Consider the following 15,100-nt stretch of genomic DNA (forward strand, 5'->3'; position numbering starts at 1 on the left):
GCGCTCTCGAACCCACTGCCACGATGACGCTGTCTGACAAACCCGCTTGATCGGGGCAACACGAACCACGCGGCACATCGCCCGCCGGATCGACGGAGGTTACCGCTCCAGTTCTTCTTCCGTCACCGCCGGCGGTAGCGTCGATTCACCGGCTCGTCCCGCCCGACTTCTTGCGGTAAACAGCGCGCCTTTGGCCGCCTGGACCGGAGCAAACCGCAAGAACCCGATCTCCTGCAGGATGTCGTTGTACACCGCCTCCATCCCGCCGCGCATGCAATAGGTTTCGTGCCAAAATCCCGTGCCGCCGGTATCGCGGAGAAAGTGTTGCCACCACCGCCGGTGGGGATCGGAACGTGCCCAACGCTCGAGTGAGTCAAAATCCCGCCAATATTGCCGCATCCCGACATGCGGAGGGAACAAGGACCACACGAGATTTTCATGGAGCAGCAGCCCATCCGGCCTGGCCTCGACTGACTGGGCGATTTGAGGGCCGAAACCGAACAGCGTCTTGAGCCCGGTCCAGCGATTAACCCGCATCCCGAGGTAGATCACCACGAGATCCGGGAAGCCGGACAGGTCGACGGTCCTGCGCAGAATAGGGCTGGACATCATAGCCTCTCGGGAGGGATTGCGAATGGGTCCGGCTAACGCCACGGTGACTCGACGCCTACTTGCCGCGCCGCACAAGCACCGCCGCCACCTGATCCAGCCGTACAGTGGCATCGAAAAATTCCATCCCGGACAACTCGCTGAGCACCACCACCTGGCTGTCGACCTTCGCCACCTTGCCGTCGAGGTCCTGTCCGGACACCAACTTCACCTTCACCCGCTTGCCCTGCTGTTGTTCGAGCGCCTGCCTGATGGCGTCCGGACTGTTGGCATCGACCGTCGGCTCATCGGCCAGCACGCTTGGCACCCATGCCGTCCCTCCACCCGCCAGACACAGGACGAGCATGACCGCACCGATCCCACAACGCCCAATCACATACCTCATAGTTGCCCCCCTCAGGAATGGACGACATCGACGTCGCTCGATACCTGCCCGACCTCACAGGCGAGCCGAGGATACCTGGAGGCTGCGGGAAAGTCACGCCGGCCGACTGCTTTACAGACGTGCACACCCGCGTTATCATCCCGCCCAGCCGCCACCCGATCTGACCAAGGAGACCCTCATGGGATGGATCATCCTCATCGTGCTCGTGTTGCTCGTGCTGATCGTCGTCGGGATGTACAACGGCCTGGTGCGGCTCCGCGCCGCCTGCGAAAGCGCGTGGGCCGACATCGACGTGCAACTCAAACGCCGCTACGACCTGATCCCGAACCTCGTGGAAACCGTCAAGGCCTACGCCGCGCATGAAAAAGGCGCCCTTGAGGCCGTCATCAACGCCCGGGCCAACGCGATGGCGGCGCAGGGGCCGGAAGCCAAGGCCGCGGCAGAAAACCAACTCACCCAATCCTTACGATCGTTGTTTGCGCTCGCGGAAGCCTACCCGCAACTGCGCGCGGTGGAAGCCTTCACGCAATTGCAAGGCAGCCTGAATCAGATCGAAGACGCGCTCCAAAACGCCCGCCGCTACTACAACGCGGTGGTCCGCGACTACAATGCCAAGCGCCTTGAGATTCCCACCAACTTCATCGCGCAATGGTTCGGGTTCATGGGACGGCAATTTTTCGAACTGAGCGACAGCATCCAGCGCGAACCACCGCGAGTCCAGTTCTAACGTGATTCGCCTGGTCGGCAGGACCTTGAGCGCCAGACGACCGCACGGTCCATCCCCTGCATGGCTCTCGCTGCTCCTGCTGTGCCTCTGCCTCTTCTGGCAGGTGCTGCACGCCGATGCACGATCGTTCGTGCTCAGTCGCTTCGACGTCGATCTTCAGGTGCTCCCGAGTGGCGACCTGCTCGTCACGGAAACCGTCAGCCCTCGGTTCGAAGGTTCCTGGAACGGCATCGAGCGCCTCATTCCCGTCGAATACCGCACCCCGCAAGGATTCAACTACCGGCTCCTGCTCGACATGGTCTCGGTCACCGACGAGCAAGGGACCGCGCTCAAATTCGAAAGCAGCCGTGAACGGCATTACCGGAACTTCCGCATCTGGATTCCCGGCGCAACGGACGCCACGCGCACCTTCGTCTTGAAATACCGGGTCCGCAACGGGCTGAAGTTCTTCGACGACCACGACGAGCTCTACTGGAATGTCACCGGCGATGAGTGGGACGTGCCGATCGAGCAGGCGTCCGCTCGCATCCTGCTGCCGCCGAATGCGACCGGCGTGCGCGCCCTCGCCTTTACCGGCGCCTATAGAGCCAGGGAAGAGGCGGCGACGGTCTCCACCGAAGGATCGCGCATCACCATGACGATGACCCGCACACTGGGATTTCGCGAGGGACTCACGGCGGTGGTCGGATGGGACAAGGGCATCGTGGCGGCTCCCACGGCGGTGGATCGGACAGAGACCTTTCTCGTGAGCAACTGGGCACTGGGAATTCCCTTGCTCGTCTTCCTCGTCATGTATCGCCTGTGGAGCACGCGAGGCAAGGATCCGCGACTCCGGCCCATCACGGTCGCCTACGAACCACCGGATCGACTGACTCCCGCCGAAGCCGGAACCCTCGTGGATGACAGTCCCGACACGCGCGACCTCACCGCCACCATCGTCGACCTCGCCGTACGAGGATATCTTCGAATCGCCGAGCAGAAAGCCGAGCACTTGTTCGGCCTCTGGTCAAGTACCGACTATCGGTTTCAACGCACCAAGCCCACGCAGGAGTGGAGGACCTTGCCGGCCTATGAGCGCCTCCTGCTGGAAGCCCTGTTCAAAGACGCCGCCGCCGAGGAGGTCTTGCTGAGTTCCCTCGAAAACCGCTTCTACAAATCCCTGCCCCCGATTCAAGACGCACTCTTCGAGTCGCTCCAACAGCGAAAGTACTATGCGCAACGGCCGGACCGGGTAAAGCAGGGGTATCTGATCGGCGGGGTGGTACTGGGCATGCTGCTGACCGTCGGACTTTCCGTAGTGGCCGCTCGATGGGGGATGGCGCCGATGACATTTCTCTGGGCCGGCCTGCTTTCAGGCCTGATCGTGGTTGGATTCGGGCGCATCATGCCGGCTCGTACGGTGAAAGGGACGCGCGCGTTGGAAGGCGTGCTGGGCTTCGAGGAATTCCTGACCCGAGTGGAGGCGGACCGATTCGAGCGGGTGGTGAAAACACCGGAGTTGTTCGAGAAGTTTCTGCCCTATGCCATGGCCCTGGGTGTGGAGACGAATTGGGCGCGAGCGTTCGAGTCCATCGTGATGACCGCCCCGGCCTGGTACCAGGGAAGCGACCTCGCGCAGTTCAACACACGCGGCTTCACTAGCCGCATGGGGGACATGGCGTCCCGTACCGGTTCGACGATGACCTCAGCCCCGCGCAGTTCCGGCGGATCGGGATTCAGTGGAGGCGGCTCATCCGGCGGGGGCTTCGGCGGCGGAGGTGGCCGGGGCTTCTGAGCCGTCGACAGCAACCGCTCGTGCGGCTACCACGGATAGCCTGACCCGCCATCTGTCACGAGGTCAGCTTCTCCGCAAGAAAAATACCCGCCAGGATAAACGTGCCACAGATCGCCAGGAAGATGTAGAACAGGATCTGCGCAATCTCAGCGGCGCCTTGCGCAACACCGCCGAATCCCAATGCCCCGGCAGCCATGGCAATGATGAAAAAAATCGCCGCCCATTTCAAAAACATGGCACCCTCCCCTTACCTGGTGACCTTGTGCTCGCCGCTCACATTGGGCACGGGGACTCCGTAGAACTCATAGATAACGGTGGTCTGCGCCAAATCGCCGAAATCCGGCCAGTGGCTCTTGTCGAACCCCGGAGCCTGCTTCAAATCCCGCTTCGTCGCGTCGATGAGAATGTGGCTCTTATCCGTCGCCACCTGTAGCGCATCCCACGGAATCGCGAAGTATTTGTCCTTGATGCCCAGGAACCCGCCAAAATCGAGCACCGCATAATCGATGGCCCCGTCGTCCGGATTGATGACCAGATCCTTGATATCGCCCAGGTTTTTTCCATCCGTTCCCAACACATTCATCCCCATCAACTGGCTGGCCTTAAACACCCCGCTGCGATCTCGCGCATCGGCTTGGTGAACCAGGGCGACCGATAGGCATGTCACGAGAATGGCGATGGCGTACCGCATGGAGGCCTCCTTTCAAGAATCGCTCACAGTGCCTTCTGCGTATTGAACACCGGCGACGGAGGGAAGACACTTCTCGGAAACCCTAGTTTCCAAACACGGCACCCACCCTGACAGGAGATGGTTCAGCGGAAGATCATCCCAAAGAGGATGAGGCACACACCGACGAGGCCGCCGACCGAAGGCTTGTCGTAGCAACGGATCGGCGATTCCAGCAGAAATGCTCCTGACTACTGTGGGTTCACCTGAGGCGAATCAGGAACCAACGGGAACCGGTCTGCGCCGTTCATCCATGTCGATAAGATCGAACAGGGGGTGCTGCGTAAATTCAACCTGCTTCGCCAGCTCAGGGCTGAGCCTGCCCAAGAGCCGGGCCAAGGCACGATCAGGTTGAAGCCGCACCAAGCCATCGCTCCAGGCCTCGATCTCTTGAGAGGTGTGCAGCAGCGCCGTCGCCGTGACCCAGGCCAGAATGGCCTCATCGTCGTCGTTGGACAGCACCGCCTGTCGAAGGGCCTCCGGTTGCAATCCGGTGAAGGCGAGGAACCGACCGTCCAACGGCAAGCCGGGGCGAAGAAGGAACGGCACGTACGGTTCAGGTAAGAGCCCCTGCGCATGGAGCCGCACCTTGTCGATCAGCCGCGGCAGAATGACATAGCCGCCCAGACGCTCCCGTGGCGACCGAAGTCTATCCGACATGACTCACCGAGGCTTGCAAGACCATACTCTCCTCACCCGATCGTCCCCCACTCCGCCACCGATCGTCCGTTGAACGCGCGCTGATGGAGAGTGGGGATCGACGACCGCGCAACAGGCTAGACCGAGGACACCAGCACCTGCTCGATCGACCCGGCCACAGGATACAGTTCCGTCCTGGAAAATCCCGCAGCCGCAAACATCTGCTCGTATTCACGAAACGTGTAGGCGTCCCCTTCCGGTGTGGTGGCGAGCATGATCAAGCTAAATTCCGCGACCGGCGGCGGCGTCACACGGTCGTCGTGCGGGATGAATTCCAACGTGATGACCCGCCCGCCAGGCGCCAACGCCCGATGAACCTTGCGCAACAGCGCCTCGCAGGTCGGCACGGAAAAATGATGGAGAAAATTCGTGAGCAGGACGAGATCGTAGCCGGACCCTAAATCCTGCTGGAATGCATCGCCGGCGATCGTGTGATAGCGCGACTCGAGGCCGGACTTCTGGGCTAGCTCGCGGGCCACCGTCAATACGTTGGGCCAATCCAGGGCCGTCACTTCAGCCTCAGGACACCGGGCCGCAATCTCGATGCCGAACAGCCCGTGCCCGGCTGCAACATCCAATACCTTTTTTACGTTCGGCTGCGACTGTCGCACGAAGATGCCGATTTCCTCTGCCGGCTTGACCATCATCGGGATCATCGAGCGCGCGAAATCGACCCAGAGCGGATGCTCCGGCGTGACCGTGCCGGCGTCGCCCACCACGGTTCCTCCTTTACGTACCGCCTCGGTCAAGTTGTCGAAGGCAGCGATGAACTTCGGCGCATGCAAAAACCCGAGGACCGACCCCATGTAGGCAGGCGACCGCCGGTCGAGAAACACCTGACTGTCCGGCGTCAATTTGTACCGATCGCCTTCTTTGGTGAGGAAGCCTTGGATGGTGAGGTAATCTGCCAGGATGCGCACGCCGCGCTGGGCTGCGCCGCAACGCTCGGCGAGGGCCGGCACCTGGTCATGCCCCAATCCGATGGCGGTGAAGAGATCCAACTCGACAGCGGCCTTGAGCGCCTGTGAACGCTGGTACGCATTCGCGGTTTGGAAGAACAACTGCGGGGTCGGCCCACCGGCCGGCTCGGGTTTCAACATCGGCAACACTCCTCGGTTCGATGGTGAAGGCCATACGACGGATCGGCATGGGCGAATTGTAATCCTTTGCGCGGATTGATGCGAGGGCAGGACAGGAGCGCGTCGGCTGACAGGATTCACGGCGAGGCGAGAGCACGAACCGGGGCAGCGGGCATGTCCCTCAATGAACCATCGGCTTGTGCGTCAGCTTCACCTCAGTGCCGGCAGGGAACGCCGGGCCCAATCGAATGTGCCGCGAAGGCCCTCGCAGCGTGACGCGCATCACATGGCCGTCCCACTGCCACGTGATGGTTCCTCCGGGAATGGCCAGGTTCGACACGGCCATCGGCTGCGCAAGCCAGGCCGGAGTGATGCCTGCCCCGATCACCACTGAGGGCACTGCCGCCGTCTCATCGACGTAGGCCAGCATGTCCTGCTGCAGCAACAGTAGCAACGCCGCCGTTTCATAGTCCGGCGTAACGGCCAGCTCATTGTGCCAGCCCCTCGCATATTGCCATCCGTCCGCCAACTCATCCGTGATCGACCTTGCGCTGTCCCAGGTATATAACCCGGGAGAGGCCTGTCGGCTCCACGCGTGATGGAGCGTGCTCCACACCACCTCCGGCCGCCCCGAGCGCAAGGCCTGATGGGCCTGTGCCAATTGGCCCGTAACCGTGCCCCGCTCCTCCGTGGGACGATAGGTCACCATCGGCTGGCCCAACTGATGCTTCCGGAGAGCGGACCCGACCAACGAACGCAGTCCCGTCGGTGACGCGCCGCCGTCCTGAGTCCCATCGGGAAACTGCCGCATCCAACTTTCTTGGAGACTCTGTGCCTCCGTTCGCCAACGCGCCGCATAGTGGCGCTTCCCGAGTCGTTCAGCAAACTCGGCGGCAGCCAGGAGGCCGCGATAACTCACGGCGTTCACATAGCGTACCGGCCAGTCCTCGCCGACCCGCCCGACAATCACCCCGTCGCGGGCCGGTTGAGCCAGCACCGCCGTCCTGGTCTGGCGAAGATGCTGGAAGTCATGCGGAGCCGGCACCGTGTAGGATTCCACAATGGGCGAGCGGGCCTCCATCATCTCCTCGATTCGCCCGACCTTTCGCAGCAGATGCGGCCATAACCAGTCGTCGTGCACCGGATCGGCAATATAGCCGGCGGACTCGGTGAGCGCCCAAATCGCCAGGCCCGGCGCGTCGGCTTCCGGCCCTGATCCTCCCGCGAAATCATGCGTCGCCAAAAACTGCGAGAGCACCCGGCCGACTTTGGGATCTCCGGCACGGGCCAGCGCCGCCGTGATATAGGCCCCCTGCCGATGCCAGGCGCGATAGAACAGGGCCGGATCGCCGGGTCGCGTTTCATCATCGACCAGGCTCATCATCAGATGGCTGATTTGGGCATTCATGGACGCCTGCATACGCGGGTCGGGCAACGCCAGACGCGCGCGTTTCGGCGCATCCCTGTACGAGCGCTCCATTTCCACAGGCGGCTGCAGATCGGAAAGGACCAGACGAATCTCCTCGCCGGCTTTGGCTGACGACGCCGCGAATGCGATCCGCGCATAACCCCACCCGGCTTCCCCGCTCCAGGACGTGGCCGTCGATTGCGCAGTCATCCAGCCCGGCTGATTCTCGTCCCCCAACGTAATGGCCGCAGGAGCGGGGGTGGCACTCAGTGCCCACCGATGATTCACCGTGAGCTGTCCCGCATCCTGGCTCAGTGCGGTGACCGGTCCTCCAGCAGGCCCCACGCTTCGAATCACAATCACCGGCACGTGTGGCGTCTCGTTCTTCAATCGAAGCTCCCAACGAGTCGCATCCAGCCTGGACCAGGTGGCGTGATAGTACGGCGTCTTCGTCACGATGGCAGGAATGGTCGCATGGGTGGCCGGCCCGAATTCCTGCGTGATCACGTTGAGCGGCACAGTCTGACTGATCACCACCGGCAACCCCTTGGCATCGCAGAACCACAGCGACACGCCGAAGCTCGGTGTCTGCGGGCTAAAGTCCCCGCCCGGTTCATGGTAGGCCGTGCCGCCCTCCGGCGCTCCTGGGACCGCAAGCGGCACATGACCGACCGATCGCGGCCAGGGGCGCGCCGGGTCCTGCTCCATCATCGTCGTCATCAATTCGCGCTGCGGGGTGAACTGTGTGGCCGAATGAGCGGCGGCTTGAAATTGTTGCCAGTTGTTGAACGCGACACAACAGAGCAGCAGCGCCGTGAGACTCAGCACGATCCGACGGCCAGGCCCGACGGCGCCGAATGCCGCCACCGCGAGCAGCAGTGGCAGAAAATTCAAACTGTAGACAAAGGTCTCTTCGCCGTAGAGGAGATGCAGCACGAATTCAAACAGCAGCAAGCCGCCAAGAACCAGTCGAAACCGCACTTGTCGATCCGACACTAGAAATCGCCACAGCCCGTTCAGGAGCAACAGGGACCAGAGGACGACGGCCACACGCCCAAGCCAGCCGGCCGAACCGGGTGAGGAAAACTGGAAGGTCAGCCGATCCGCCAGGCGGAAGGCGTCCGCCTTCGATTGCGCGTAAGCGTCATCTTTCACAAAGCGGACCGTCGGCGCGACGAGGCTGTGAAATACGAAGGAGGAGACAATATTGGAGATCCCCCCGGACTGCGGGTGATTGATAAACGAGGTCTCCGCGCGGTGGCCGATGAAAAATTCCGACGAGGGAAAGATGAATTTCTGAACACCCCAGAGCAGCACCACCAGACAAAGCGCATTCACGGAGAGCTGGACCGCCTGCTTCCAAGGCCATCGGGCCAGACTGACGAGCAGGCCGGCCACCCAATTGGTCACGGTGAAACTGAGCGTCAATGCGCTGGCGACCACGTAGGCACCGGCGCCGAACGTCCGCTGCTCGGCACTGAGCAGCAGCACCAGTGCCAGCATGATCGACAACGAGCCCCAGGAATAGGAGTTGGGGATCGGAAGCCAAAACAAGGCTGCTGCGCTACAGAGGCCGAGCAGCGTGAACAAGATCGCATCGATGAAGCGACAGCCCAGCAGACGAAACAGGAGGTACAGCGTGCCGCCCCAGAGTCCGGCGACCAGGCCGCTGACCAACAACACGGCGCGTAACGGGCTGACCGAGAGGCCGTGCTTCACCAGATAGACCGGTACAAACGTGATTAAGGAGAACAGGGGATGCACCGACGTGCGGTAATGATCGTCATGCACGCGGGTCATGTTCGAGATTTCGCGAAGCGTGTCGGCCTCGAACCAGAAATCCATCGACTGAAAGAGAAACGATGGGAGCGCACGGGCGATGAAAAGACACGCAACCGTCACCGCCAGACCGAAGAGCACGGCCATCAGCCAATCCATTCGATTGAGACCCGAATGGCTGGAGGGAGGCGTAGGTCCCGGCAGCTCCGGAATGTCCAGTTCATAGTCGTGCGCGGCCATCTTCGCTCGAGGACGTGTGTGCAGAGAATGAGTGGCCCTTACCAGATCCATACCGGCTCGGCATCCTGGGTAAACAAGACTTCCCTTCGCGCCTTCATAATGCGCGAGCGGAGAAGTGAACGATGTCAGCAGAAACAACGGAAAGGCCCGTGATCGCAGGAACTCTCGATGAGACGCAGGGTGTAGGACGTACGCGCAGGGGGGACGGTCTCATCTCGCGCCGCCGAATGGACGGCGTATGTCCTGTCGGCTGCACAGCAGCGAATGTATTCCTAGCAGACTGACTACTGCAGATCAACCTTTCATACCTCAGGCTACCGGGCGAAACGTTTTTGTGTCGGCGAGGAACACTCTGATGGACGCATCGTTCCACAATCAGACACATGGCCGAACGGCTGAGGCAATTAGAGTACGGCCACGTGCACAATGGGAATAGGGAGGTGAAACAACAGAGTCCATCTCCTCTGATATAAAGGCCGCGACACGATACTCATGTCACCACGACGCACCGTATCAACGAACCCCTACCTTGTACTTTGAATATTGATCCGATAGCATCCATCGCGCCTGCAGTTGAGGCGCTGTGCCTCCCTGCTCATGTGCAACCTCACTGAGCACACGAAGGTTCGCGGGAGCCGAGCCGGAATTCAAACGACTGGCCGGGCAAACGCCAGCGATCCCAGTGCAGGACGACTGGGATCAGGCTGCGGAGTGTCGAGAAACCGGATAACTCCACAACACAACGACATGTTCAATCGCAAAGGAGGGGCACCATGCTGAAACCTGCAATAGCAAGCGTCCTCATCGGCATCCTGTGCGCCATCGGCATGGCGCGTCCGGCGCAAGCGCTGGAATACCTCAAAGACGAAGCGGGCCAGCACTTCGGCTACTCGCCGGCCGTGCTGACGAAAGGCGGTACCATCGTGTGGATGGGCGGGCAATTTGCTTTGAAGGACGACCAGGGCAACTCGATCGCAGAGGATGTTGAAGCGCAGACGAGACACATTTTCAAATTGATGGACGAGACCCTCCGTAAACTCGGCGGCACGCTCCAGAAGAACCTTGTACTGATGACCGTCACCATGAATGATCCGCGGTACGGCGACACGTTTTTCAAGGTGCGCAAGGAAGTGTTTCCCGACGGCAACTACCCGGCCAGTCAAGCGCTGACCATCTCGAACTTCGCCATTCCGGGGATGAAGATCGAAATTCAAGGTATGGCGGTCTTGAATGACGACTGCTCCACGGAACGGCCATGCCTCAAGAAGTAGCCCATTGCGGGACAGCCACCGTCCGACTGGCAGACCATGCTAGACCGGGGTGCCGGTAGCAAACACCGGAAACGCTTGAACTCAAGACAGCGACGTCAAGGATCTTGGGGTTGGCACACACCACTGAATGGGTCGGGGCAGTCTTCGGGGATGTGTTCCTCGGGAAAGTGTTCTCGAATGCGATCCTATTGATCGTCGCGCAGACGCACCATACGGACGCATGACAGGATCTTCTCTTATGGAGACCACCATTTTGAACGAGGTTCTAGTGTGCCTGCCAGGCATCTTGCGCGATCAACACCAGCAGCGAGAGACACAGGACCGCCAGCGCGGCAAGACCGGAGACGAGGACTGAGCAGGCCGCATACTGCCTGAACCGTTCCCGACGCATATGGGGGAATCGCATGAGACAGTACGTCGTGACCGACGCCCCCATCCCGACAATCGCGATCAGCACCCGTGCCACGTCCATCGTATCTCCGTAGGTAGAACACTGGTGCCACCCTACGCGCGAACAGGAAAGCCGTCAAGAAACGCGGCGAAAGCCGACCGTTGTGTCTTGCCCAGGCGATGTGATGAGATCGACCCATGCCCGCTGTTCCCACCATCCGCACCGAACGACTGCGTCTCCGGCCATTTCAGACGACGGATGCAGAGGCGGTGCATCACCTGGCTGGAGCCAAAGAGGTGGCCGCCGGCACCTTCCTCCCGCACCCGATGGATCGACAAGCGGCTCACGACTGGATCGCGGAACGTCAGAAGGACGCGTCGGCAGGAACGAGCGTGACATTTGCCGTCACCCTCGCAGAGAGCGGGGACGTCATCGGCTCAATCAGCCTGGAGATCCTCGCCGAACATGAACAGGGACGGTTGAGTTATTGGCTGGGCCAGGCCTATTGGAATCGTGGCTTCGGCACTGAGGTCGTCACGGCGCTTCTGGAGTACGGCTTCAACAGCCTGACGCTGCATCGCCTGTACGCGCCGCACTTCCATACCAACCCGGCTTCGGGGCGAGTGTTACAAAAGGTGGGCATGACGCACGAGGGCCGCCTGCGCGAACACTATCTTCGCTTCCGGCAACGGATCGACGTGGAGCTCTACGGCATGTTGCGACAGGAGTTTATCGCCCGCCGATCGGCGGCCGTCGGCGCGACGACGCCACCAGCGCCGTGACTTCTTCCGCGGCTCGCAGTCCGCTTTCGACGGCCCCGTTCATGTAGCCTTGCCAGTGCAGACTGGTATGCTCGCCGGCAAAGAGAATGCGTCCATGCGGCCTGGCCAGCCAGGCTCGCTGCTCCGGATCATACCCCGGCTGAAACACCGCATACCCGCCCCGCACGAATGGATCGTCTTCCCATGACACGTGACGCGCCGCGCGCAGAACGGCCTTCGTCGACCCCAACCACTTCAGCTGTGCCGCCACGGCCTCGGCCCCACCTCGGGCGATGAGCTGCTTCGTGTCACGACTTGCCGAGCCGCCCGCAAGCAACGTCAAGATGCCGGCCCCTCCACGCTGCTCTTCGTTTCCGTCCCATATGGCGCCGATGGGCAACTCGGTGCCATACGCCAGAGCCCGGCCTGGCCGACGCCAAAATCGCCGATCAAACTGCAGGAGCGTCTTCGTTGCCGGTCCGTATCGCAGATCTCGAAAGGCGTGGCGCTGCAGCACCGGCAATGACAGCGTGAAGGCAATACGCCGCACCATGGTGGCAGGCAACGCCATCACCAGCGCATCGGCACTCATCTCACCTTGCCCATCCTGTCCGCGCAAGGTCAGACGCACCTTGCCTCGTCGCTGTGCCACAGCGAGCAATCTGGTCTGGAGTAACACCGGCTCTGACAGCCTCCCGGCGAGCGCGGTGGCGAAACGATCGTTGCCGCCCCGAATGCGGTAGAACCGATCCCATGCGGACGACTCGGTAGCCAACTGATCGACGAGCGCGAGCAACGACAGGTTCGCAGGATCGGCGAGAAAAAATCCGCGCAACCCGGTCAGCCTCGCGCGCGTCCGTCGATCAGCCCGGATCTCAGCCAACCACTCTTCGACAGAACAGTCCGCCAACTGCCGTGCAATCGGACCATCCCAACGCTTCTCACTCACGCGATAGGCCCGCACCCAGGGTTCGGCCACTCGCGCCAATGCCGCCCACAGTCCCCCGCCAGAGGAACCCGACTCGATCACAGGAGCACGAGTCCCTCGTCGGACATAGGCAAATCCGCCTCGCAGAATCGGGACAAGAGTCACCCCCACATCCTTCGCCAATCGGCGAATCGCCTCCTGGTCCGGATCGATCAAATCCGCTCCGGCTTCAGCATGTTGACCGTTGCAAAAGCCGTCCCGCATCGTCCACACACGACCCCCGACGCGGTCACGCGCCTCCACCACCGTCACCTGCGCACCGCGCCGGCTCAGTTCATAGGCGGCGGTCAGTCCGGCAAGGCCTGCCCCCGCCACGATCACCGACGTGCCGCGCAATGATGCCCTGTTTCCCATGATTCTTGACGATACGCGATTCTGCAACCGGGAGATAGTGCGATGTGCGCGTGGGGACCTGGAGAGGTGGAGAACTGTGACCGTCGAAGGCCGCAACCCATTGTGATGATAGCTATTCCATTGCTTGATCCCACGTACCAGAATCGTTAGGCTACGGCCTTTGAACGAGGAGGATGAGCATGGATGCAGATCGACCGAACAGCCCTTCCTCCCCTGATAGCCCCATGCCTGAACCGGCTGCGGATTCCACCGCTGCCGACGAGCGGAGCTTTCGTATCAGACTCGCGGTTTTCGTGTGTGTGGTCATCGCAGCAGTGATCGGCGCGTTCGTGGGGTATCCGACCTGGCAGGAATACGTCTCGCAGCAAGAAGCCAAACTCGAATTGCGTGCCTACGTCGATGCCCGCGCGCAGGGACCAACGACTTTGAAGGAAGGCGTGCCGCCTCGAGTCCGGGAGACGATCCAGAACATCGGACGGACGCCGGCGTACAACGATGCCGTCCAGGCCGCCATCACCGTGGCCGACTACCCGCTGACCAAACACTTCGAGCGAGTCGCCTGCCCCGACAGTCAACAACCAGACAAACGAAGGTGGTTCGTCGGCAAGTTGTCGCGACCGGAAACAGTCCGCGAAACGCCGTTTACTGCCGAGGAGATCACCGCCATACGAACGACCAGGTCGGCGCTCTATTTCCATGGAACGGTCTGTTACCGGGATATCTTCCACGAACCGCACCGCACCGACTTTTGTATGTTTTGGAAATGGGATGCAGGGCGCGTGAGTCCCTCGATCTCCTGCGAGCAAGGAAACAAGGCGGACTAGGGAGCGAACAGGGCGAAAAAGTAGGATTAGGATAAAAACGGAACATCACAGCACAAACACATGGTCGACAAGGTAGCGGCCCCCCTGCTGCACCAGAACCATCTCTGCGACATACTCGCCGGGCGAATTGGTGAATTGCTGCTTCCACACAATAGCGATGGAGCCGGGCCGACGGAACACCGCGACCGGCGTCCGCGCGCCGAATGTGCCCATTTCAGTTTGATACTGCCGACACACCCGCTCGAGATAGTCTTTCGTGACGATGGCTTTGAGCCGTTCAGTAAAGTCCCGCACATGGCGGGCATGGTCGATAGCTGTTGATGCCTCCATCAGATTGTCCATGATCGGATCAGCAATGGCCAGAATTTCCGCCTCGGACTTCTTCTCTAGATCCATCTCATTCCCTCACACATGTTCGAAACGTTGGCAGCAGGGCAAAGATACGCAGGGGACAGGGGAGGAATCAATTAGGGGATATCTCGAGGGAAGAAAATAAGCCGTCGAAAGCCCTTTGCTGAGGTTAAGATTTGCCTCAAAAGGGAACACCTTCATCTCGATCTGGAGGGAGCTTATGCATCCAGCCCGGCAAACCGGATCAGAACGCATTCATCGAACGGTTCAAAGGACGTTTCGAAGATCGTGTAGTGCTCCCCTGAAATCAAGCCACCTGGGTTACTTGTGAACCCCGGGCGACCAATCGATGGATGGCGTTCGTAGTGAGTATGCTGAGCCGCAAAAATTCGTAGACTAAGGCGACGCGAACGCATAGACCTACGGTTGGAAGTGGCGGGGTAATGCTCTGGTTAAAATAGAAAATGTACTGCAGAGCTGGCCGCAAGACAAAGGGCGCTGCAAGCACGAGCAGATCAACAAGCAAAAACCGAAAATCGGACATATTCCCCTCGACAACGATATTCTGCGGGAAACCTTGAAGCGAATCGATTTTTGACCGCAAGACAGCTGACGACCAAGCGCAGCGCTACCAACTGTGCAGAAACGACGGACGTGCATAGAACTTGCCGGCACCCTGGCCCGTCCGCACCGGCCTACCGCTGTGGGGGAGCGATGCCGACGGACCGCCCCT

16 protein-coding genes are annotated in these 15,100 nt (G+C 61.0%); 6 read left to right on the forward strand and 10 right to left on the reverse strand.

Annotated elements, in window-relative coordinates; all coding sequences use genetic code 11:
* Window positions 1–99 precede the first annotated feature (99 nt).
* Window positions 100–612, reverse strand: a complete 513-nt coding sequence (locus tag JNL86_05270) for a DUF4188 domain-containing protein (GenBank protein ID MBL8042311.1) — start codon at window positions 610–612, stop codon at window positions 100–102.
* A 55-nt stretch (window positions 613–667) separates the two neighbouring features.
* Window positions 668–994 carry a hypothetical protein gene (locus JNL86_05275; protein MBL8042312.1) on the reverse strand — a complete coding sequence of 109 codons (327 nt, stop codon included), beginning with the start codon at window positions 992–994 and terminating at the stop codon, window positions 668–670.
* A 178-nt stretch (window positions 995–1,172) separates the two neighbouring features.
* On the opposite strand from JNL86_05275, the gene JNL86_05280 reads away from it, so the two are divergent.
* Complete coding sequence (locus JNL86_05280; protein MBL8042313.1) at window positions 1,173–1,721, forward strand: LemA family protein; 549 nt, start codon at window positions 1,173–1,175, stop codon at window positions 1,719–1,721.
* A gap of 1 nt (window position 1,722) precedes the next feature.
* Window positions 1,723–3,495: a DUF2207 domain-containing protein gene (locus JNL86_05285; protein MBL8042314.1), complete on the forward strand. Its 1,773-nt coding sequence runs from the start codon at window positions 1,723–1,725 to the stop codon at window positions 3,493–3,495.
* Window positions 3,496–3,550: 55 nt separating this feature from the next.
* On the opposite strand, the gene JNL86_05290 is transcribed toward JNL86_05285, so the two are convergent.
* The 5 genes from JNL86_05290 to JNL86_05310 all read right to left on the reverse strand — a co-directional run bounded on the left by JNL86_05290 (window position 3,551) and on the right by JNL86_05310 (window position 9,346).
* Complete coding sequence (locus JNL86_05290) at window positions 3,551–3,730, reverse strand: DUF1328 domain-containing protein (GenBank protein ID MBL8042315.1); 180 nt, start codon at window positions 3,728–3,730, stop codon at window positions 3,551–3,553.
* Between the two features lie 12 nt (window positions 3,731–3,742).
* Complete coding sequence (locus JNL86_05295; GenBank protein MBL8042316.1) at window positions 3,743–4,186, reverse strand: PRC-barrel domain-containing protein; 444 nt, start codon at window positions 4,184–4,186, stop codon at window positions 3,743–3,745.
* 252 nt (window positions 4,187–4,438) lie between these two features.
* Window positions 4,439–4,882: a DUF5069 domain-containing protein gene (locus JNL86_05300; GenBank protein MBL8042317.1), complete on the reverse strand. Its 444-nt coding sequence runs from the start codon at window positions 4,880–4,882 to the stop codon at window positions 4,439–4,441.
* 116 nt (window positions 4,883–4,998) lie between these two features.
* Entirely contained in the window at window positions 4,999–6,021 is a 1,023-nt protein-coding gene (locus JNL86_05305; protein MBL8042318.1) for a methyltransferase domain-containing protein, read from the reverse strand.
* A 160-nt stretch (window positions 6,022–6,181) separates the two neighbouring features.
* The gene (locus tag JNL86_05310) at window positions 6,182–9,346 is read right to left on the reverse strand and encodes a hypothetical protein (protein ID MBL8042319.1); all 3,165 of its coding nucleotides are present in this window, start codon (window positions 9,344–9,346) and stop codon (window positions 6,182–6,184) included.
* Between the two features lie 854 nt (window positions 9,347–10,200).
* Here JNL86_05310 and JNL86_05315 point away from each other — a divergent pair.
* On the forward strand, window positions 10,201–10,698 hold the full coding sequence (locus JNL86_05315; protein MBL8042320.1) for a RidA family protein: 498 nt from the start codon (window positions 10,201–10,203) through the stop codon (window positions 10,696–10,698).
* Between the two features lie 265 nt (window positions 10,699–10,963).
* Here JNL86_05315 and JNL86_05320 read toward each other — a convergent pair whose 3' ends face one another.
* Window positions 10,964–11,170: a hypothetical protein gene (locus tag JNL86_05320; GenBank protein ID MBL8042321.1), complete on the reverse strand. Its 207-nt coding sequence runs from the start codon at window positions 11,168–11,170 to the stop codon at window positions 10,964–10,966.
* Between the two features lie 116 nt (window positions 11,171–11,286).
* Here JNL86_05320 and JNL86_05325 point away from each other — a divergent pair, with 116 nt between their 5' ends.
* Complete coding sequence (locus JNL86_05325; GenBank protein ID MBL8042322.1) at window positions 11,287–11,871, forward strand: GNAT family N-acetyltransferase; 585 nt, start codon at window positions 11,287–11,289, stop codon at window positions 11,869–11,871.
* On the opposite strand, the gene JNL86_05330 is transcribed toward JNL86_05325, so the two are convergent.
* The gene (locus JNL86_05330; protein ID MBL8042323.1) at window positions 11,819–13,192 is read right to left on the reverse strand and encodes an FAD-dependent oxidoreductase; all 1,374 of its coding nucleotides are present in this window, start codon (window positions 13,190–13,192) and stop codon (window positions 11,819–11,821) included. The two genes, JNL86_05325 and JNL86_05330, sit on opposite strands and share 53 nt — an antisense overlap.
* A gap of 179 nt (window positions 13,193–13,371) precedes the next feature.
* Here JNL86_05330 and JNL86_05335 point away from each other — a divergent pair, with 179 nt between their 5' ends.
* On the forward strand, window positions 13,372–14,016 hold the full coding sequence (locus tag JNL86_05335) for a hypothetical protein (protein ID MBL8042324.1): 645 nt from the start codon (window positions 13,372–13,374) through the stop codon (window positions 14,014–14,016).
* A gap of 45 nt (window positions 14,017–14,061) precedes the next feature.
* Here JNL86_05335 and JNL86_05340 read toward each other — a convergent pair whose 3' ends face one another.
* Window positions 14,062–14,412, reverse strand: a complete 351-nt coding sequence (locus tag JNL86_05340) for a hypothetical protein (GenBank protein MBL8042325.1) — start codon at window positions 14,410–14,412, stop codon at window positions 14,062–14,064.
* 131 nt (window positions 14,413–14,543) lie between these two features.
* On the opposite strand from JNL86_05340, the gene JNL86_05345 reads away from it, so the two are divergent.
* The gene (locus tag JNL86_05345; protein ID MBL8042326.1) at window positions 14,544–14,672 is read left to right on the forward strand and encodes a transposase; all 129 of its coding nucleotides are present in this window, start codon (window positions 14,544–14,546) and stop codon (window positions 14,670–14,672) included.
* Window positions 14,673–15,100 lie beyond the last annotated feature (428 nt).

This window comes from Nitrospira sp., assembly GCA_016788885.1.
Taxonomy (GTDB): Bacteria; Nitrospirota; Nitrospiria; order Nitrospirales; family Nitrospiraceae; genus Nitrospira_A.